This window comes from Streptomyces albireticuli (genome assembly GCF_021228125.1).
Lineage (GTDB): Bacteria > Actinomycetota > Actinomycetes > Streptomycetales > Streptomycetaceae > Streptomyces > Streptomyces albireticuli.
Genome location: NZ_JAJQQS010000020.1, coordinates 1 through 20,330 on the forward strand (window position 1 = coordinate 1; position 20,330 = coordinate 20,330).

Annotated in this window: 13 protein-coding genes; 8 read left to right on the forward strand and 5 right to left on the reverse strand. The window is 73.7% G+C overall.

From position 1 onward, the window contains the following. Positions 1–164 precede the first annotated feature (164 nt). Positions 165–2,867: an ATP-binding protein gene (locus LUZ64_RS29530; RefSeq protein ID WP_095584305.1), complete on the forward strand. Its 2,703-nt coding sequence runs from the start codon at positions 165–167 to the stop codon at positions 2,865–2,867. A 27-nt stretch (positions 2,868–2,894) separates the two neighbouring features. On the opposite strand, the gene ku is transcribed toward LUZ64_RS29530, so the two are convergent. Beyond that, positions 2,895–3,890 (reverse strand): non-homologous end joining protein Ku, encoded by a 996-nt coding sequence (gene ku, locus LUZ64_RS29535; protein WP_308251446.1) that lies wholly within the window; start codon positions 3,888–3,890, stop codon positions 2,895–2,897. A 41-nt stretch (positions 3,891–3,931) separates the two neighbouring features. On the opposite strand from ku, the gene ligD (LUZ64_RS29540) reads away from it, so the two are divergent. After that, positions 3,932–4,834, forward strand: coding sequence for a non-homologous end-joining DNA ligase (gene ligD, locus LUZ64_RS29540; RefSeq protein ID WP_095584308.1), 903 nt, complete (start codon positions 3,932–3,934; stop codon positions 4,832–4,834). A gap of 16 nt (positions 4,835–4,850) precedes the next feature. On the opposite strand, the gene ligD (LUZ64_RS29545) is transcribed toward ligD (LUZ64_RS29540), so the two are convergent. Together ligD (LUZ64_RS29545) and LUZ64_RS29550 are read right to left on the reverse strand one after the other, a co-directional pair. After that, positions 4,851–5,804, reverse strand: coding sequence for a non-homologous end-joining DNA ligase (ligD, locus tag LUZ64_RS29545; RefSeq protein WP_095584310.1), 954 nt, complete (start codon positions 5,802–5,804; stop codon positions 4,851–4,853). A gap of 60 nt (positions 5,805–5,864) precedes the next feature. After that, a complete protein-coding gene (locus LUZ64_RS29550) occupies positions 5,865–6,887 on the reverse strand; it encodes a PHP domain-containing protein (RefSeq protein ID WP_095584311.1) in 1,023 nt (340 codons plus the stop codon). A gap of 300 nt (positions 6,888–7,187) precedes the next feature. Here LUZ64_RS29550 and LUZ64_RS29555 point away from each other — a divergent pair, with 300 nt between their 5' ends. Beyond that, positions 7,188–8,624 carry an FAD-dependent monooxygenase gene (locus LUZ64_RS29555; protein WP_095584312.1) on the forward strand — a complete coding sequence of 479 codons (1,437 nt, stop codon included), beginning with the start codon at positions 7,188–7,190 and terminating at the stop codon, positions 8,622–8,624. 3 nt (positions 8,625–8,627) lie between these two features. On the opposite strand, the gene LUZ64_RS29560 is transcribed toward LUZ64_RS29555, so the two are convergent. Beyond that, on the reverse strand, positions 8,628–10,055 hold the full coding sequence (locus LUZ64_RS29560) for a lipase maturation factor family protein (protein ID WP_095578439.1): 1,428 nt from the start codon (positions 10,053–10,055) through the stop codon (positions 8,628–8,630). Between the two features lie 70 nt (positions 10,056–10,125). Between LUZ64_RS29560 and LUZ64_RS29565 the strand changes: the two genes are divergently transcribed. From LUZ64_RS29565 to meaB, 5 genes are all read left to right on the forward strand, one after another. Then, on the forward strand, positions 10,126–12,267 hold the full coding sequence (locus tag LUZ64_RS29565; protein ID WP_095578438.1) for a SpoIIE family protein phosphatase: 2,142 nt from the start codon (positions 10,126–10,128) through the stop codon (positions 12,265–12,267). 161 nt (positions 12,268–12,428) lie between these two features. Further along, complete coding sequence (locus LUZ64_RS29570) at positions 12,429–13,457, forward strand: CinY protein (RefSeq protein ID WP_095578437.1); 1,029 nt, start codon at positions 12,429–12,431, stop codon at positions 13,455–13,457. Positions 13,458–13,556: 99 nt separating this feature from the next. Continuing rightward, positions 13,557–15,464 (forward strand): methylmalonyl-CoA mutase small subunit, encoded by a 1,908-nt coding sequence (gene mutA, locus LUZ64_RS29575; RefSeq protein WP_095578436.1) that lies wholly within the window; start codon positions 13,557–13,559, stop codon positions 15,462–15,464. Next, entirely contained in the window at positions 15,464–17,677 is a 2,214-nt protein-coding gene (scpA, locus tag LUZ64_RS29580) for a methylmalonyl-CoA mutase (protein ID WP_095578435.1), read from the forward strand. Before mutA ends, scpA begins: the two co-directional genes overlap by 1 nt. 13 nt (positions 17,678–17,690) lie before the next feature. Then, positions 17,691–18,689 carry a methylmalonyl Co-A mutase-associated GTPase MeaB gene (gene meaB, locus LUZ64_RS29585; protein ID WP_095578434.1) on the forward strand — a complete coding sequence of 333 codons (999 nt, stop codon included), beginning with the start codon at positions 17,691–17,693 and terminating at the stop codon, positions 18,687–18,689. Here meaB and LUZ64_RS29590 read toward each other — a convergent pair. Continuing rightward, positions 18,686–19,909 carry a cation:proton antiporter gene (locus LUZ64_RS29590; RefSeq protein ID WP_095578433.1) on the reverse strand — a complete coding sequence of 408 codons (1,224 nt, stop codon included), beginning with the start codon at positions 19,907–19,909 and terminating at the stop codon, positions 18,686–18,688. The two genes, meaB and LUZ64_RS29590, sit on opposite strands and share 4 nt — an antisense overlap. Positions 19,910–20,330 lie beyond the last annotated feature (421 nt).

Sequence of the window (20,330 nt, forward strand, 5' to 3'; positions counted from 1 at the left end):
ATACGGCTCGACAAACCCCCACCCCTCGTCCGTCAGTTGCGCACGCGTCATGTGCACTGGACTACCGGTTCCGCCCTCAGAGCGAGGGCGGAACCGACAAACTGATCACGACTCGATACACGCCCTAGGCTCGCCCCCACCACATCCTCCCGGGAGTCAACGCCATGTCAGGGCCTCAGCGTGAACAGAACGCAGCCGCCGCCCTGTTCGAGCGTGAGCTTGAACTTGAGACAGCGGAACAGGCGGTGCACCGCCTGTGCGGGCACGTGAGTGAAGGGAGGAGCCGGCTCGGCGGACTTCTGCTCTACAGCGGCGAAGCGGGCCTGGGCAAAACGTCGTTGCTCTCCGAGGTGCGCCGCATCGCCACCGAGACGGAGCGCTGCACCGTGCTCTTCGCGCGCGGCAGCGAGTCCTCGCGCTCCGTCCCCTTCAATGTCGTGCGCCAGCTCCTCCAGCCGGCCCTCGCCCCGATGACCACCGCCGCCCGGCAGGACCTGCTCAGCGGCTGGTACGACATCGCCGGCCCCGCTCTCGGCATCTCGCCGCCCACCGGTCCGCAGGACCCGCAGGGCGTGCGCGACGGACTCGACTGGCTGGTCACCCAACTCGCCATGAAGGGCGACCCGGTGGTCGTCATCATCGACGACGTCCACTGGTCCGACGCGGAGTCGCTGACCTGGCTCACCTCCTACGCCGTACGGCTGCGCGAGATGCCGCTGCTGGTCGCCCTCTCCTACCGTCCGAACGAACTGCCCGACCACACCCCGGCCTTCCGCGACCTCGTCGAGGGCCGCAGCGTCCGCCCGGTGGAGCTGCGCAACCTCACGCCCGACGCGGTCGCCGGCCTGGTGCAGACGGCCTTCGACGGCAAGGCGGACGCCCCCTTCTGCCGTGAGGTCTGGGCCGTCACCGGCGGCAATCCCTACGAGGCCGTGGAGTTGATCGCCAAGGCCCGGGAGCGGGACCTCAAACCGCTCGACGAGTCCGCCGCGCTCCTGCGGGCCCTCGGCGCCGCCGCCCGGGGCACCGGTCTCGTGGCCCGTCTGGACGGCCTGGGCAACGCCGTCACCCGGTTCGCCTTCGCCGCCGCCGTCCTCGGCACGGAGATCTCGCCCACCCTCGCCGCGAACCTCGCGGGCATGGGCCCGGCACAGGGCGCCGACTGCGCGGACAAGCTGCGCAAGGCCCGTATCCTCACCGGCGTCAGCCAGCTGGAGTTCGTGCACCCCTTGATCGCCACCGCGGTCTACAGCGCGATCCCCGCGGCCACCCGCACCGCGATGCACGGCCAGGCCGCCTGGGCCGTCTCCGAGGCGGGCCAGGGCGCCGCCGTGGCCTCCCGCCATCTGCTGGAGGTCCACCCCGACCACGACCCCGAGCTGGTCGAACAGCTGCGGGTAGCGTCCCGCGAGCATCTCGCCGTCGGTGCCCCCGACGCGGCGCGCCGCTGCCTGGAGCGCGCCCTGAGGGAGCCCCCGCCCGAGGAGGAGCGCGCCTCCGTCCTCTACGAGCTGGCCTGCTCCACCCTGCTCACCTCGCCGTCGACCACCATCAACCACCTCAAGTCCGCCCTGGCCCTGCCGCACCTCACCGAGGAACTGCGCGTGGACGCCACCTACCGCCTCTCCCAGGTGTACGCCCACAACAACCAGCTCAAGGAGGCCGCCGAGGTCCTCTCGGTGCAGGCGGCCCGCACCCCGCCGGGCGCGGGGCGGATGCGGCTCCAGGCCGCCCACTACCTCTGGAAGGGCATCCAGTCCGAGGAGGTGGACGCGCCCGCCCGGTCCCGGCGGATCTCCGAGCTCGCCGACCACCTGCGGGGCAGGGACGACGCCGAGCGGGCCCTGCTCGCCATCCGCGCCTTCGACGGCGTGATCCGCGGCGAGGACGCCGTCCAGGTCCTCGACCGGATCGAGCGCGCCCTGGTGGACGGCCGGCTGGCCGACGGCATGAGCTGGACCAACACCGAGTGGGGCTTCGAACTCCCCAGTATCGTCGGCATCAGCTTCCTCTACACCGACCGGCTCGACCGCGCAAAGGAGCTCTTCGAAGAGGCCATCCGGGCCTTCGAGATCTCCGGCTGGAGCGGTATCCACCTCGCCTTCGCCCATGACTTCCTCGGCTACGCCCACCGCCGCCTAGGTGACCTCAACCAAGCCGAGAAGCTGCTGCGCGAAGGACTGCGGCTGGCCTACCGGCTCGGCCCGGGCCTGCCCATCCAGTGGGACGGCACCTGCATGCTCATCGACACGCTGCTCGCCCGCGGCGATGTGGAGGAGGCGCAGGTCGTCGCCGACGAGAACGGCTTCCGGCCGCCCTACACCCCGGCGGTCGTCCTGCCCGACGCCATGTGTCTCGCCGGACGCCTGATGCTCGCGCAGGGGCGGCGCAAGGAGGCCGTCGCCGAACTGGAGGCGGCCGGGCGCAGACTGGAGGAGCGCGGACGGCACAACACCGTCTGGGCACCCTGGGCCCTCGATCTGGCCGTCGCGGTCGCGCCCGACGACCCGGAGCGCGCCCGTACGCTCTCGACCCAGGCCGTGCGGCACGCCGCCCGGTTCGGCACGGACTCCGCGCTCGGCGAGGCGCTGCGCATGGCGGCCAAGGTCGCGGAGCCGGAGGACGCCCTGAAGATGCTGGACCAGTCCGTGGGGCACCTGCGCAAGTCCCCGTGCAAGTACGAGTTCGCGGCCGCTCTGGTCGACCACGGCGTGGCGCTGAACGCCGCCGGTCGTACGGCCGAGGCCGAGGGGCGGCTGCGCGAGGGCCGGGAGGTCGCCGAGACCTGCGGTGCGCACGGTCTGGTCCGTACCGCCGGCGCGCTGCTGCCCGACGCCGTGTGCGAGGAGGCCGAACCGGCGGGCTGACGGACGGCCCCGCGGGGCCCACGGCGCTCAGGAAGCGCGGCGGCCGGTCTTCTTCGCCGCCGTCTTCTTGGTGCTCTTGGCCGTGGTGCTTCCCGCTGCCGTGCTCTTCGCCGTCGTCTTCCTCGCCGTCGTCTTCTTCGCCGTGGCGGACGGGGACTTCGCGGACGCCGTGCTCTTCTTGGGCGCGGCGGCCTTCTTCGTGGCCCCGCGCGCCGGTTTCGCCGCCGGTGCCTTCTTCCCGGCCTCTCCCTCCGGCGTCTTCTTTCCCGCGGAGTCGATGGACGCCTGGAGCGCGGCCATCAGGTCGATGACGTTGTCGGGCGCGGGAGCCGTCTTCTTGCGGGGCACGGGGCGGTCGGACAGATGGGCGTCGATCAGTTCGCGGAGGGCGACCTCGTACTCGTCCTCCTGCTCCTCGAGGTCGAAGTCCTCGGAGAGCGTGTCCATCAGGCTGGTGGCCATCTTCAGCTCCTGCGGACGCACGGTGACCGAGCCCGGAGGGGCCAGATCGCCGCTGTCGCGGACCTCGTCGGGCCAGTACATGGTGTGCAGGGTCAGCAGGTCGCCGTGGACGCGCAGCAGCGCCAGCGACTCCCGGGTGCGCAGCGCGATCTTGGTGACGGCCACCCGGTCGGTCTGCTTGAGGGTCTCCCGCAGCAGGACGTAGGGCTTGTTCGCCGCCGCGCTCTCCGGCGCCAGGTAGTAGGAGCTCGCCAGCTGGAGCGGGTCGATGCGGTCGGAGTCGACGAAGGCCAGGACGTCGATGAGCTTCTTGCTCGGCAGCGGCAGCCCCGCCAGCTCGCCCTGGGTGACGACGGCGGTGTGGCCCTCGTCGTCCTCGAAGCCCTTGGCGATGTGCTCGTAGTCGATCTGCTCACCGCACACGTCGCAGACGCGCTTGAGGTGGATCCGTCCGCCGTCCTTGTCGTGGACCTGGTGCAGCCGGACGCCGTGCTCCTGGGTCGCGGCGTACAGCCGGACCGGCACGGACACCAGCCCGAAGCCGATCGCACCTTTCCACATGGTTCGCATAGTTTGTTCCCTCCACGGGGAATTCCTACCTTATGCCCGCATCCTCGGACCGGCAGGCGGTGGAGATCGAGGGGCACCGGCTGTCCCTCTCCCACCTCGACCGGGTGCTGTTCCCCGCCTCGGGCCACACCAAGGCGCAGGTGCTGCACTACTACGCCCGGGTCGCAGGGGTACTGCTGCCGCATGCCACCGGCCGGCCCGCCTCCTTCGTACGCGCCCCGGAAGGTCTCACGGGCCAGAGCTGGGTGGCCAAGAACCCGCCGGGCGGGGTGCCCGGCTGGGTTCCCGTGGTGCCGGTCGAGCACCGGGAGGGCGTCACCGAGCAGGTCGTGATCGACTCCGCCGCCGCGCTGATCGCCATGGCGAACCTCGGCGCGTACGAGGTGCACGTCCCGCAGTGGACGGCGGCGGGAGGGCCCGACGCGCACGACCGCCTCGTCCTCGACCTGGACCCGGGGCCCGGCGCCGACCTGGTGCTGTGCTGCCGGGTCGCGCAGCGGTTGCGTCAGCTCCTCGCGGACGACGGCCTGACCGCCCACGCCGTCGTCTCCGGCTCCAAGGGGCTGCACCTCTACGCCGCCCTGAGCCCCACGCCCGGCAGGGCGGCCTCCGCCTACGCCAAGGAGCTGGCCGGCCGGATGCAGGGGGAGCACCCGGGGCTGGTGGTCGCCTCCATGGCCCGCGCGGCCCGCCGGGGCAAGGTGTTCATCGACTGGTCGCAGAACGCGAGCGCCAAGACCACGGCCGCGCCCTACACCGTCCGGCTGCGCGACCGCCCCGGTGTCGCCGCGCCGGTCGGCTGGGACGAGGTCGCCGCCTGTACGAGCACCGGCGAGCTGGCCTTCACACCGGAGGAGGTGCTCGACCGGGTCGCCGCCCACGGCGACCTGCTGGCGCCGCTCACCGGGGACGACACCCGTCGTCCGCTGCCCTGAGCGGCCGGCGGACGCCTCACAGCCGGGTCAGGTCGGGGCGCAGCCGGTGCCAGGTCGGGTGGCGCAGATGGCCGGCCGGGGTCCAGCCGGAGAAGGTGACCTCGGCGACGAGCCGGGGCTCGACCCAGTGCGCGCCCGCCACCCCCGTGGGGCCCGCGAAGGGGGACGCGGGGCGGGCCAGTACGTCCAGGTAGCGGGCGAGGTCGCGCCGCTCGCGCTCGGACAGCCCCGAGCCGACGGAGCCGGTGAACCGCAGGCCGCCGGGTTCGTCCAGCCCGGTGAGGACCGCTCCGGGCAGCCCGGTCAGCGCGCCCTTGCCCTCCGCCCAGCCGCCGATGATCACATCGATGGTCGTCACATGCTTCGTCTTGCGCCACTCGGGTGAGCGGACGCCCGGGAGGTAGAGCGAGGAGAGCCGCTTCGCCAGGACGCCCTCGAAGCCGCCCTTGAGGGTGGCGTCCCACGCCCGCCTGCCGTGCCCCTCCATATAGGCGGGCACCGACCAGTGCGTACCGCCCAGGCGGAGCCCGGCCAGGACGGACCGGCGGTCCCGGTAGGGCAGCTTGAGGAGCGACCGGTCGTCCAGATGCATGATGTCGAAGAGCATCAGGTGGACGGGGTACTCCATCGCCAGCTGGGCGGCGCGGCGCGGGTTCAGCACGCCCATCCGGCGCTGGAGCAGCCCGAAGTCGGGCCGTCCGTGGGCGTCGAGGACGACGACCTCGCCGTCGAGCACGGCCGCGTGGCGGCGGAACCGCTCGCCGAGCGCCCGGAGCTCCGGGTAGGTCGCGGTGGCGTCGTTGCCCGTCCGGGTGGTGAGGCTCACGCTGCCGTCGCCGGGCGCCGTGACGACGCAGCGTACGCCGTCCCACTTGACCTCGAACGCCCACGCCGCCTCGTCCCCCGGGGCGGGCAGCGGGCCGGGGGTGGCGAGCATCGGCTGGATCACGGGGATCGTGGCGTGGCCCATGTCTCCGATGATCAGGGGGAGCCCGGCCGCGCGCAGGTCGGCGCCGCCGCCCGGCGGCGGTCACCGGGAGCGGGTCCACTCCAGGAGCTCGTCGGCGGTCCAGGTGGTGATGATCCGCTCGGCGGGCACCCCGCACTCCTCGGCCCGGGCGCAGCCGTGGATCTGCCAGTCGAGCTGGCCGGGGGCGTGCGCGTCGCTGTCGACGGAGAACAGCGTGCCCGCGTCAAGGGCCTCGCGGATCAGCCGGCGCGGCGGGTCGAGGCGCTCGGGGCGGCTGTTGATCTCCACGGCGGTACCGAAGCGGGCGCACGCGGCGAAGACCAGCGGCGCGTCGAACTCCGATTCCGGGCGTCCCCGGTCGGCCAGCAGCCGTCCGGTGCAGTGCCCGAGGACGTCGACGAGCGGGTTGGCGACGGCCGCGACCAGCCGGCGGGTCATGGCCTCGGCGTCCATCCGCAGCTTGGAGTGGACGGAGGCGACGACGACGTCCAGCTCCTCCAGCAGTTCCGGCTCCTGGTCGAGCGATCCGTCGGCGAGGATGTCGCACTCGATGCCTGTCAGCAGCCGGAAGCCGCCGCCCCCGGCGGCCAGCAGCTCGTTGACCTCCGCGACGACGGCGAGCTGCGCGCGCAGCCGTTCGGGGGAGAGGCCGCGGGCGATCGTCAGCCGGGGGGAGTGGTCGGTGAGCACCGCCCACTCGTGCCCGAGGCCGCGGGCGGCACGGGCCATGGCCTCGATCGGGCTGCCGCCGTCGGACCAGTCGGAGTGCAGGTGGCAGTCGCCGCGCAGCGCCGCGCGCAGGGTCTCGCCGCCCTCCGTGAGCGGCTCGGCGGCTTCCTCCTCCAGCCGCGCCAGATAGCCGGGGACGGTGCCGGCCAGGGCCTCGGTCACGACGGCGGCGGTCTTGGGGCCGATGCCCTTCTCCCGGGTGAGGGTGCCGGATTCGGCGCGGCGGCGGAGTTCCGGGGCGGGGAGGGCGGCGATGACGTCGGCGGCGGTGCGGAAGGCTTTGACGCGGTAGGTGGGGGCCTGGGCGCGTTCGAGGAGGAAGGCGATGCGGTCGAGGGCGTCCAGGGGGTCCATGGGGTCGCCTTTCGCCGCGTGCGGGTCGATTCCACGGTGCGGGACGGCGGGGCGGGGCGCATGTGGTGGCGGGGGGCTTTTGCCTGCCTGTGATTTCCGTAACGGGGCCGCGTCCCCGGCCTCGGCGTCCGTTCCGCGCTGCCGCGGTGTCCTCAATCGTCGGCCGGCCGGAGTTCGCCCAGGTCGGCTGACTCCTGTGGCAACCGCGTTCCGGCCCGTCAGGTCAGGAACCGCGCCCCGGCGCCGCCACGCCCGGGTGAACCGTGCGTATCCCCCTTGCCGGAAGGGGAGGGTCCGGGCATGCGTACGTCTGGCGAGAGCCCTGCCCGTGACAGCCGGCCCCATGACGGCCGTACCCGTGCCGTCGTGCTCGGTGGCGGGATGGCCGGGCTGCTGGCCGCCGCCGTGCTCGTCCGGCACGTCGACGAGGTCGTGGTCGTCGACCGGGACCTGATGCCCGCGGGGCCGCTGCCCCGCAAGGGGCTGCCGCAGGCCCGGCACGCGCACCTGCTGATGTCCGGGGGCGCGCGGGCGGTGGAGTCACTGCTCCCGGGCGCCCTCGACGGGTGGGTGAGCGCGGGCGCCCGGATGAGGGCGCTGCCGACGGGGCTGGTGGCCCTGGGCCCCGGCGGCTGGTTCCCGCGCTGGCCCGGCGCGCAGTACCTCCTGGCGTGCACCCGTGACCTGCTGGACCTGGTTGTCCGCGCGCGGGTCCTGGCCCTGCCCGGCGTCGTGCTGCGGGAGGGCACCGAGGCGGTCGCCCTGCTCGGCGACGTCCGCCGGGTCACGGGCGTACGGGTCCGGGACGCCGGTACCGGCGCCGCCGAGACGTTGGAGGCCGATCTGGTCGTCGACGCCTCCGGGCGGGGCTCGCGGGCCGCGCGCCGGCTGACCGAGCTGGGGCTGCCGGTCGTCCACGAGGAGACCGTGGACTCCGGGCTGGTCTACGCCACCCGGATCTTCCGGGCGCCGCCGGAGTCCGAGCGGTTCCCGGTGGTCAGCGTCCAGGCCGACCCGCGCCTGGGGGGACCCGGCCAGGGCGCCGTGCTGGTCCCCGTCGAGGGCGGCCGCTGGCTGGTCACCACCTCCGGCACCCGGGGCGGGGAACCCTCCGGGGAGGCGGGGGAGTTCGAGCCGTTCCTCCGCGCCCTGCGCGACCCGCTCATCGCCGACCTCATCGCGCGCGCCGAGCCCCTGACGGAGGTGGCGCTCACCCGGAGCACGGTCAACCGGCGCCGGTTCTTCGAGCGGCTGCCCGCGCCGCCCGAGGGGTTCGTCGCGATGGGGGACGCCCTCGCGACCTTCAACCCCGTGTACGGGCAGGGCCTTTCGGTGGCGGCCCAGAGCGCCGTGGTGCTGCGCGACGCCCTCGCCCGGCGGGGCGTCCGCGCGCCGGGGCTGGCCCCGGACCTCCAGCGGCGGCTCGCCCGCGCGGCGAGCGGCCCCTGGGACCTGGCCACCGGCGAGGACATCAACTACCCCGGCGCGATCGGCGCGCCGCCGCCGGCGGCCGCCAAGCTGCTGCGCGGCTACGTCCAGCGGCTGATGCGGACGGCCACCGGCGACCCGGTGGTGCTGAAGGCGCTGATGGACGTGATGACGCTGTCCGCGCCGCTGACCGAGCTGCTCAGACCGTCCGTGGCGCTCTGCGTCGCGCGCGGCCCCGGGCGGGCGGGCCGGGGCGGGCCGCCGATCACGGCGTCGGAGCTCGCGCTGTGCGGGCTGCCGCCGCGCTGAGGGTCAGCGGCGCAGCGCCACCGGCGGGAGGAACTCCCGCTCCAGCGTGCGGTGCCACCAGGCGCCGGTGGCCCGCCGCTCCCGCCACGTGGTGAAGCGGTAGAGATAGACCCGGGCCCGTACGTATGTGGGCGGGGCGTCGGGGAAGGGGTTGTGGCGCAGCAGCCGCAGGGTGTCCCGGTCGCCCTCCAGGAGCCGCTCGACGAACGGGCCGAACCAGGACTGCGCGTAGGCCGGTGAGATGCCGGCGAACCACATCATCCAGTCGAGCCGCAGGTGGTACGGGGCGAACTGGCGCGGCAGCCGCCGGGGGTCGCCGGGCTTGCCCTTGAAGCCGTACTCCCGCCACACCGTGCCGGGGCCGACCTCCGCCGCGTCCGTGCCCTCGACGACCACCTCGTGCCGGCGGCGGTTGACGCTGCCGAAGGCGCCGTAGGTGTTGACCAGGTGGAAGGCGTTGAAGGACATGTTCATGCGCTGGTTCCGCGAGAGCATGTTGCGCACCGGCCACCGGCTGAGCACGACCACCAGGGCGGTCGCGGCGAGCACGAGCACCTCGAACCAGACCGGGGCCGCGGCCGTGGGTCCGTGCGCGGGCAGTCCCAGCGCTTCGGCCATGGCGTCCCCGTCGACGGCGGAGAAGGCGAGGACGATCGTCACCCAGTTGAGCCAGGAGAAGTTGCCGGAGGCGACGAGCCAGAGCTGGGTGCAGATGATCACGCCGGCGGCGACGCTCGCGACGGGCTGCGGGGTGAAGAGGCCGAGGGGCACGACCAGCTGCGCGACGTGGTTGGCGGCCACCTCGACGCGGTGCAGGGGCCGGGGCAGGCGGTGGAAGAACCAGCTCAGCGGGCCCGGCATCGGCTGTGTCTCATGGTGGTAGTACAGGCACGTCAGCTCCCGCCAGCAGCGGTCCCCGCGCATCTTGATCAGCCCGGCGCCGAACTCGACGCGGAAGAGCAGCCAGCGCATCAGCCACAGCACCAGCACCGGCGGGCCGGTCCGGGCGTTGCCGAGGAAGACGGCGAGGAAGCCGGCCTCCAGCAGCAGCGACTCCCAGCCGAAGGCGTACCAGGTCTGGCCGACGTTGACGATCGACAGGTACATCACCCACAGGGCGGCCCACATCAGCATCGACGTCCACAGCGGCACCGCGTCCGCCGCGCCCGCGACGACCGCCGCCGAGAGGGCGGCGCCCGCCCACGCCCAGGCGGCGAAGAAGCGGTCGGAGTAGTGCAGCACGAAGACGCCCGGAGCCCGGAGGAACGGCAGCCCGCGCACGTGGCGCGGCACCGGCAGCATGCCGCGCTCGCCGATGAGCGCGCGGAACTGGAGGGCGGCGGTGAGGAAGGCGACCAGGTAGACGGCGCCGAGCGCGCGCTGCACCACCAGCCGGCTCAGCCAGTACCCGGAGACCGTGAACCACTCCATGGCGTATCCGTACCACCCTGGAGCGCGCAGTCACATCGAAGAAACGGGCAAAAGGTGTCAGAGTAGCTCTATGGTTGATCGGGGAGCGACGCCTGCCGCCGTGCCGGCCGGATCGGTGCCGGACGACTGGCCCGCTCGCCCGGAGCGGTGTGCCGCCCTCAACCGCGTCGGCACCTTCGACTGGGACCTCGTCAGTGGCAGGCTCCACCTGGACGGGACGGCCCTGGACGTCCTGGGCGTGCCCCCGGGCCGGTTCGAGGGCCGGATCGGCGACCTCGCCGGGCGGCTGCCGCGCGCCGACGCCTCCGGGCTCGACGCCCTCGTCTCCCGCGCGCTGAAGGACGGCAGCGAGACCTACGGCGCCTACTACCGGGTCCGCCAGGCCGACGAGTCCCTGCGCTGGACCTACACCCAGGGCCGTATCCGGCGCGACGACCAGGGCCGTCCCTTCCGTATCGTCGGCATCGTCCGCGACGCCACCGTGGAGCTGGAGGCGGCCGGGCCGCGCGCGGCGGACCCGGAGGCGCGCGACACCACCACCGTCGTCGAGACGCTCACCGCGGCCCTCGCCCACGCCAGGACCGTCCAGGACGTCATCGACTTCTTCAAGGACTCCCAGGCCGTCCAGCACATCGGCTGCGACCTGCTCGTCCTCGGCCTCGTCGAGTCCGGGCGGATCCACCTGGTCGCGGAGGGGCCCGAGGAGCACTACATCCCCGGCACCCGCTACACCCGCATCGACGACGCGTTCCCGATGAGCGAGGTCGTCCGCACCATGGCACCGCGCTTCATCGAGTCGCGCGAGGACTTCGCCGCGTCCTACCCCTGGCTGTGGGAGAACATCGAGGACATCGGCATCTCCTGCGCCGCCTACCTCCCCCTCATCGCCCAGGCCCGCCCCATCGGCGCCCTGGGCCTGCTCTACCGCGGCACCCGCGGCTTCACCCAGCAGGAGCGCAACCTCTTCATCGCCCTCTCCAGCAGCCTCGCCCAGGCCATCGCCCGCGCGATGCTCTTCGACCAGGAGCACGACCTCGCCGAGGGGCTCCAGCAGGCCATGCTCCCGCGCCGGATCCCGGACGTCCCCGGCGCGCAGATCGCCGTCCGCTACCGCGCGGCCCGGATGGGCCGGGACATCGGCGGCGACTGGTACGACGTGATCCCGCTGCCCGGCGGCCGGGTCGGCGCCGTCATCGGCGACGTCCAGGGGCACGACACCCACGCCGCCGCCGTCATGGGCCAACTGCGCATCGTCCTACGGGCCTACGCCAGCGAGGGCCACGCCCCGGCCACCATCATGGCGCGCGCCTCCTCCTTCCTCCACGAACTGGACACCGACCGCTTCGCCACCTGCTCCTACGCCGAGGCCGACCTCTCCACCGGCGTGGTCCAGCTCGTCCGCGCGGGCCACATCGACCCGCTGCTGCGGCACGCCGACGGCACCGCGCGCCGGCTGCCCGTCGCCGGGGGCCTGCCGCTCGGCCTCTCCGCCGAGTTCGGCCGCCTCGACTACCCCGTGACCACGGTGGAGCTGGACCCCGGCGAGACCCTGCTGATGTTCACCGACGGCCTCGTCGAACAGCCCGGCGCCGACCTCGACGAAGGCATGCAGTACCTCACGGGCCTCGTCGGCGAAGGCCCCTACGACCTGCACGAACTCGCCGACCGGCTGTGCGACGTGATCCAGGAGCGGGTCGGCGAGGACGACATGGCCGTCCTGCTGCTGCGCCGGCAGGGCTCCGCCGCCCGGCACGGCGGCCGGCTCCAGCAGCACATCGCGCCCGCGGACCCCGAGGCGCTCTCCGCCGGCCGGCACATGATCCGGGCGGCGGTACGGGCCTGGGGCGCCCGGGAGCGCTCCGACGAGATCGAACTCGTCGCCGACGAACTCGTCACCAACGCCCTCCTGCACACCGACGGCGCGGCCGTGGTGACGATCCGTATGCTCACCGGCCCCGAACGCCGGCTGCGCGTCGAGGTGGAGGACCGCTCCAGCGCCCTGCCGCGCCGCCGCGAACCCGGCGAGTCCGGCGTCTCGGGGCGCGGCCTGCTGCTGGTGGACCGGCTCGCCGACGTCTGGGGGGTCGAGTCGCGCGGCACCGGCAAGTCGGTGTGGTGCGAGTTCGTCGTCCCGGGGCGGCACGAACTCGCCGAGCCGGAGGCCGCGCCCGATCCCGCGCCCGATCCCGCGCCCGATCCCGCGTCGGCGTGAACCGCCGGGCGAGCCCCCGCCCGACGGGAGGGCCGGGGACCTCAACGGCCCCACCGATAACGTGGGACACTACAAGCAATATTGCATATTCCGTCGCTTGCCGGTGCACTGTCGTCTTTACGCCTTTTAACCCCCCTCGACGTAGCGAAGGCCGAAGACCCATGTGGCACAAGAGACCCACCTCGATCCGCCGCGGCGTGCTGTTCCTGGCGGCCGCGACCCTGGTGGCACCGATCCTGACGCTGACTCAAGTGACGTCAGCTCAGGCATTCGGCACCATAGGCAAGTTCGGACAGCAGACCGAACACGAGCGCATCACCCGCGCCGCCCTCGCCTGCCGGCCGAACACCCCCTCCGACGGCACCTGCTTCGAACCCCGCTCCCTGGACCAGATCGCCGGCCGCTCGGGCACCTTCGGCGCCGTCGGCGCCCCCGACACCGACGAGGTCTTCACCCCCGCCGCCCACTGCGACGACGCCGACCACCTCACCTCGCCCGGCTACCCGCGCGACCGCGCCGAGGCCACCCGCGCGCTCCAGGGCTGCGTCAGTCAGCTCCAGGGCCGTTTCGCCGCGGGAGTCACCGCCGCCGCCGGCACCCTGAAGGCCGACGGCACGGTCGCGCCCGGCGAGAGCGACCTCGGCAAGGACTGCACCTTCTCCCTCGGCGTGCCCGGCCGCGACAAGTGCGAGGCCATCGAGGGCCTCGGCCGCGCCCTGCACGGCGTCCAGGACTTCTACAGCCACAGCAACTGGACCGACCGGGCCGCGCCCGACCGCCCCGTGGGCCGGACCAACCCGCCCGGCCTCGACCTCGCCGCGCCCTCCCCGCTGCTCTCCCTCACCGGCGGCCGGCCGCTCCTCGCCTCCGCCGTCCCCGACGGACTCACCACCGGCTGCTTCTCGCTCGTCCCCCTCGGCTGCGGCAAGCGCGTCCAGCACGCCGACCTCAACAAGGACACGGGGACCATCGACCCGGCCACCGGCGCCACCAGCGGACCCACCACCCCGCGCGGCCGGACCGGCGGCAACTTCGACCGCGCCGTCCAGGGCGCCGTCGCCGACACCCGCCGCCAGTGGGCCGACTTCCGCGCCGCGCTCACCGACCGCTACGGCAAGGAGCGCGGCGAGCGCATCGCCTGCGTCCTGACCCACGACACACCCGTACGCGACTGCGCGCCCCGCGGCTGACCGCCGTTCGGAGGGAGCCGGCGCGGAACGATGTGAAGAGGTCAAGGTCACAGCGGCTGCCACTGCTGCCGGGCGCACCGGCTCCCCTAGCCTTCCCCCATGACGGTCCTGCCTGACGAAGGCTTCTCCCTGGCCGCCGAGTTCCCGGACGCTTCCCGTGAGCAATGGCAGCGCCTGGTGGAAGGCGTGCTGCGCAAAGCGGGCACAACGGATGCATCCGGCCCGGCGGCCGAGGCCGCGCTGGCCACCCGGCTCCAGGACGGGCTGGCGACCAGCCCCCTCTACACCGCCGAGGACGCCGGCACCGCCTCCGGACGCCCCGGATACCCCGGCTTCCCGCCGTTCGTCCGCGGCGGGCGCCCGGAGGGGACCGCGGTCACGGGCTGGGACATCCGCCAGCGCCACGCCCACCCCGACCCCCGGCGGGCCAACGAGGCCGTCCTCACCGACCTGGAGAACGGGGTCACCTCCCTCTGGCTGACCGTCGGCGACCAGGGCCTGCCCGTGGACGGCCTCGCCACCGCGCTCGACGGCGTCTACCTCGACCTGGCCCCCGTCGTCCTCGACGCCGGAGCCGCCTTCGAGGACGCCGCCCACGCGCTCCTGCGCCTGTACGAGGAGCGCCGGGTCCCCCGCGGCGACGCCGCCGGAAACCTCGGCGCCGACCCGCTCGCCGTCCTCGCCCGCACCGGCGGCGACACCGACCCGGCCGGCCCGCTCGCCGCGGCCGCCGGCCTCGCCGCCCACTGCCACCAGGACCTTCCCGGCCTGCGCGCCCTCACCGTCGACGCCCTGCCCTACCACGACGCCGGCGGCTCCGCCGCCCAGGAACTCGGCTGCTCCCTCGCCACCGGCGTCGCCTACCTGCGCGCCCTCACCGCCGCCGACCTGAGCGCCGACGCCGCCTGCGCCCAGCTGGAGTTCCGCTACGCCGCCACCGCCGACCAGTTCCTGACCATCGCCAAGCTGCGCGCCGCGCGCCGGCTGTGGGCGCGGGTCGCCGAGGTCAGCGGGGTCACGGGCACCGCCGCCGCGCAGCGCCAGCACGCCGTCACCTCCGCGGTGATGATGACCCGCCGGGACCCCTGGGTGAACATGCTGCGCACCACCGTCGCCTGCCTGGCCGCCGGCGTCGGCGGCGCCGACGCCGTCACCGTCCTGCCCTTCGACGACGCCCTCGGCCTGCCCGACGCCTTCGCGCGCCGCGTCGCCCGCAACACCTCCTCGATCCTGCTGGAGGAGTCCCACCTCGCCCGGGTCGTCGACCCGGCGGGCGGCTCCTGGTACGTCGAGCGGCTCACCGACGAACTCGCCCACGCCGCCTGGTCCTGGTTCCAGGAGCTGGAGCGCGCCGGAGGACAGGCCGCGGCGCTCCGCACCGGTCTGGTCGCCGACCGGCTGGCCGGCACCTGGGCCCACCGCTCCGCCGGCCTCGCCACCCGCCGCGAACCCATCACCGGAGTCAGCGAGTTCCCGAACCTCGGCGAGCAGCCCGTGGTCCGCGAACCGCTCCCCGCCGGGACCGGGCCGCACCCGGGCGGCCTGCCGAAGGTCCGCCGCGACGAGGCGTACGAGGCGCTGCGCGCCCGCTCCGACGCCCACCTGGCCGCCACCGGCGCCCGCCCCCGGGTGCTGATCGCCGCGCTCGGCCCCGCCGCCGCCCACACCGGCCGCGCCACCTTCGCCGCCAACCTCTTCCAGGCGGGCGGCATCGAGCCCGTGCACGACCCCGTGACCGTCGACGCGGAGACCGTCGCCGACGCCCTCGCGCGCAGCGGCGCCACCGTCGCCTGCCTGTGCTCCGGCGACAAGGTCTACGCCGAGCAGGCCGAGGCCGTCGCCGCCTCCCTCAAGAAGGCGGGCGCGCGCCGGGTGTTCCTCGCCGGCCGCCCGGGCACGGACGAACAAGAAGCGTATCTACGGGCCGGGGTGGACGAGTTCGTCTTCGCGGGCGGCGACGCCGTCGCCGTCCTCTCCTCCGTCCTCGACCGCATGGGAGTGGCGTGATGCAGGGCAGCCCGATCCCGGACTTCGGCGACATCGAGCTGGACGGCGCGGCGCCCGGACCCTCCGCCGACGCCGGACAGTGGCGCGCCGCGCTGAAGGAGAGCACCGGCAGGAGCGCCGAGGACCTCCTCTGGGAGACCCCCGAGGGCATCGGCGTCAAGCCGCTCTACACCGCCGACGACCTCCAGGGCCTGGACTTCCTCGGCACCTACCCCGGCGTCGCGCCCTACCTGCGCGGCCCGTACCCCACGATGTACGTCAACCAGCCCTGGACCATCCGGCAGTACGCCGGATTCTCCACGGCCGAGGAGTCCAACGCCTTCTACCGCCGCAACCTGGCGGCCGGTCAGAAGGGCCTGTCCGTCGCCTTCGACCTGCCGACCCACCGCGGCTACGACAGCGACCACCCGCGCGTCACCGGCGACGTCGGCATGGCGGGCGTCGCCATCGACTCCATCTACGACATGCGGCAGCTCTTCGACGGCATCCCGCTGGACAGGATGAGCGTGTCGATGACGATGAACGGCGCGGTGCTGCCCGTCCTCGCCCTCTACATCGTCGCCGCCGAGGAACAGGGCGTACCGCCCGAGAAGCTGGCCGGGACCATCCAGAACGACATCCTCAAGGAGTTCATGGTCCGCAACACCTATATCTATCCGCCGACGCCGTCGATGCGGATCATCTCGGACATCTTCTCCTACACCTCGCGGAAGATGCCGCGGTACAACTCCATCTCCATCTCCGGCTACCACATCCAGGAGGCCGGCGCGACGGCCGACCTGGAGCTGGCGTACACCCTCGCCGACGGGGTGGAGTACCTGAAGGCGGGCATCGAGGCGGGCCTGGACGTCGACGCGTTCGCACCACGGCTGTCCTTCTTCTGGGCGATCGGCATGAACTTCTTCATGGAGATCGCCAAGCTGCGGGCCGCCCGCCTGCTGTGGGCCAAGCTCGTCAAGCGCTTCGAGCCGCAGAACGCCAAGTCGCTGTCGCTGCGCACCCATTCGCAGACCTCCGGCTGGTCGCTGACCGCCCAGGACGTCTTCAACAACGTGGCGCGCACCTGCGTGGAGGCGATGGCCGCGACCCAGGGGCACACCCAGTCCCTGCACACCAACGCCCTCGACGAGGCGCTCGCGCTGCCCACCGACTTCTCCGCCCGCATCGCCCGCAACACCCAGCTGCTCCTCCAGCAGGAGTCCGGGACCTGCCGGGTCATCGACCCCTGGGGCGGCAGCGCCTACGTCGAGAAGCTCACCCACGACCTCGCCCGCCGCGCCTGGCAGCACATCGAGGAGGTCGAGGCGGCCGGCGGCATGGCCAAGGCGATCGACGCGGGCATCCCGAAGCTCCGCGTCGAGGAGGCCGCGGCCCGCACCCAGGCCCGTATCGACTCCGGCCGGCAGCCCGTGATCGGCGTCAACAAGTACCGCGTCGACAGCGACGAGCAGATCGAGGTGCTCAAGGTCGACAACTCCTCCGTCCGCGCCCAGCAGATCGACAAGCTGCGCCGGCTGCGCGCCGAGCGCGACGAGGCCGTCTGCCAGGACGCGCTGCGCGCGCTCACCGCGGCGGCCGCCGCCGGCCCCGGTGCCGGGCTGGAGGGCAATCTGCTGGCGCTCGCCGTGGACGCGGCCCGCGCCAAGGCCACCGTGGGCGAGATCTCGGACGCCCTGGAGAAGGTGTACGGGCGGCACGCCGGGCAGATCCGTACGATCTCCGGTGTGTACCGTGACGAGGCCGGACCGTCGTCCGGGGTGGAGCGCACCCGCGCCCTGGTCGAGGCGTTCGAGCGGGAGGACGGCCGCCGTCCCCGCATCCTGGTCGCCAAGATGGGCCAGGACGGCCACGACCGCGGCCAGAAGGTGATCGCCACCGCCTTCGCCGACCTCGGCTTCGACGTCGACGTCGGCCCGCTCTTCCAGACGCCCGAGGAGGTCGCCCGGCAGGCGGTGGAGGCCGACGTGCACATCGTCGGCGTCTCCTCGCTCGCCGCGGGCCACCTCACGCTCGTACCCGCGCTGCGCGAGCAGCTGGCCGAGCAGGGCCGGGAGGACATCATGATCGTTGTCGGCGGGGTCATCCCGCCGCAGGACGTGCCCACGCTCCTGGAGATGGGCGCGGCCGCGGTGTTCCCGCCCGGCACGGTCATCCCGGACGCCGCCCACGACCTGCTGAAGACCCTGGCCGGCGTCCTCGGCCACGAGCTGTGAGCCCGGACCGCTGATGGCGCGCGTGATCGACATCGACGCCTACGTCAAGGGCGTGCTCGACGGCAAGCGGGCGGTGGTGGCGCGGGCCATCACACTGGTGGAGTCCACCCGGGCCGACCACCGCGAGCAGGCCCAGCGGATGCTCACCGAGCTGCTCCCGCACGCGGGCGGGGCCCGGCGGATCGGCATCACGGGCGTGCCCGGCGTCGGCAAGTCCACCTTCATCGACGCCCTCGGCACGATGCTCACCGGCCTCGGGCACAAGGTCGCCGTGCTCGCCGTCGACCCGTCCTCCAGCAGGACGGGCGGCAGCATCCTGGGTGACAAGACCCGGATGGAGCGGCTCGCCGTCGACCCCGCCGCGTTCGTCCGGCCGTCGCCCACCGCCGGCACGCTCGGCGGGGTGGCGCGGGCGACCCGCGAGACGATCGTCGTGATGGAGGCCGCCGGCTACGACGTGGTGCTGGTGGAGACCGTCGGCGTCGGTCAGTCCGAGACCGCCGTCGCCGGCATGGTCGACACCTTCCTCATGCTCACCCTGGCCCGCACCGGCGACCAGCTCCAGGGCATCAAGAAGGGCGTCCTGGAACTCGCCGACCTCGTCGCCGTCAACAAGGCGGACGGCCCGCACGAGCGCGACGCCAAGGCCGCGGCCCGCGAACTGGCGGGCGCGCTGCGCCTGATGCGGGCGCCCGACGCGGCCTGGAACCCGCCGGTGCTCACGTGCAGCGCCCGCGAGGGAGCGGGCCTGGACACCCTGTGGGAGCGGCTGGAGCAGCACCGGCGGGTCCTCGACGCGACCGGGGAGCTGGCGGGCCGGCGCCGGGAGCAGCAGGTCGACTGGGTCTGGACGATGGTGCGCGAGCAGCTTCTGGAGGAGCTTCGCGAGCACCCCGGCGTCCGGCGGGAGACCCCGGGGCTCGAACAGCGGGTCCGCGAGGGCACCTTGCCGGCGAGTCTGGCCGCCGAGCGGCTGCTGGCGGCGTTCCGCTCGCCGCCCGGCCGTCCCTAGGGCGTCCCGGAGGCCTCGGGCTCGCGGGACGTCCTAGGGGCGGCCGGTGGCGTGGTCGCGCGCGGCTTCGCGAGGTGGCCGAGCCGGTGGGCGAGCGGCTCGGTCCAACGCATGGCGAGCGGGCCGAGCAGGACGAGCACCAGGACGTACGCGGTGGCCAGCGGGCCCACGCGCGGCTCGACCCCGGTGGCCAGGCCGGCGATGACGATGGAGAACTCGCCCCGCGCGACCAGCGCGCCGCCCGCCCGCCACCGCCCCGCGGCCTCGACGCCCGCCCGGCGTGCCGCGTACCACCCGGTGGCGATCTTCGTGAGGGCCGTGACGGCGGCGAGGAGCAGCGCCGGGGCGAGCACGGGCGGGATGTCGGCGGGGTCGGTGCTCAGACCGAAGAACACGAAGAAGACGGCGGCGAAGAGATCGCGGAGCGGGGCGAGGAGACTGCGGGCGCCCTCGGCGACCTCGTCCGAGAGCGCGATGCCGATGAGGAACGCGCCGACGGCCGCCGAGATGTGCAGTTCTTGCGTCAGGCCCGCGACGCACAGGGTCAGTCCGAGGACGACCAGGAGCAGGAGCTCGGGGTTGTCGGAGGAGACGGCGCGGCTGATGTGGTGGCCGTGCCGCACGGCGACGTAGAACACCGCGCCGACGGTGCCCAGGGCGATCAGCAGGGTGAGCCCGCCCTCGGTCAGGCTCAGCCCGGCGAGGAGCGCGGTGAGGACGGGCAGGTAGACGGCCATGGCGAGGTCCTCGATGACCAGCACGCCCACGATGACCGGGGTCTCGCGGTGGCCGAGGCGGCCGAGGTCGCCGAGGGACTTGGCGACGACGCCGGAGGAGGAGATCCAGGTGACGCCGGCCAGGGCCACCGCGGCGAGCGTGCCCCAGCCCAGGAGGAGGGCGGCGAGGGCGCCGGGGAGGGCGTTGAGGACGAAGTCGACGGCGCCGGAGGGGTACTGGGTGCGGAGGCTGGCGGCCAGTTCGGAGCCGGTGTACTCCAGGCCGAGGAGGAGCAGCAGCAGCGTGACGCCGATGTCGGCGCCGGTGGCGACGAACGACTCGCTCGCGCTGAGCGGGCGGATGCCGCCGTGCCCGAAGGCGAGCCCGGCGAGGAGGTAGAGGGGTATCGGGGAGAAGCCGATCCGGCCGGCGAGGCGGCCGAGGAGTCCCAGGCCCAGGATGACGGCCCCGAGTTCGATGAACAGCGCGGTGGTGTGGTGCATGGGCGGCTGACCTCCGGCGGTCGAAGCGGCAGTGTCGTCCGTGCTGCGCGGATGCCGGCGACGGGACGTGCGCCATCGCCGTGGGGGTGGGGGCGTGCCGGGAAACGGGTGCGGGGGGCTGGTGCGGGGGCGGCCCGGAGCCGTGGGCCCGGCGGGCCGGGGTGCGGCGTGCGTCAGCCGGTGATGTCCGTATCGGGCACGCCGTTCCGCGCACGGGTGTCGATGCGCGTGGAGCGGGGGAGGCGTGAGGTCGCCATCGCATGTCCCCCTCGTCGAGCCGGCGCCGGGGCGCCGACGGGTCCTCCCCTGGAGCGAGCGCACGACCGTGGGGACGCTCGATGGAGCGAAGTCTTGGCTCGTTTGCACTCTAGCGGGCAATACAATTGGATAAACGGCGGCATTTCACCTAAGAGCGGTAAGA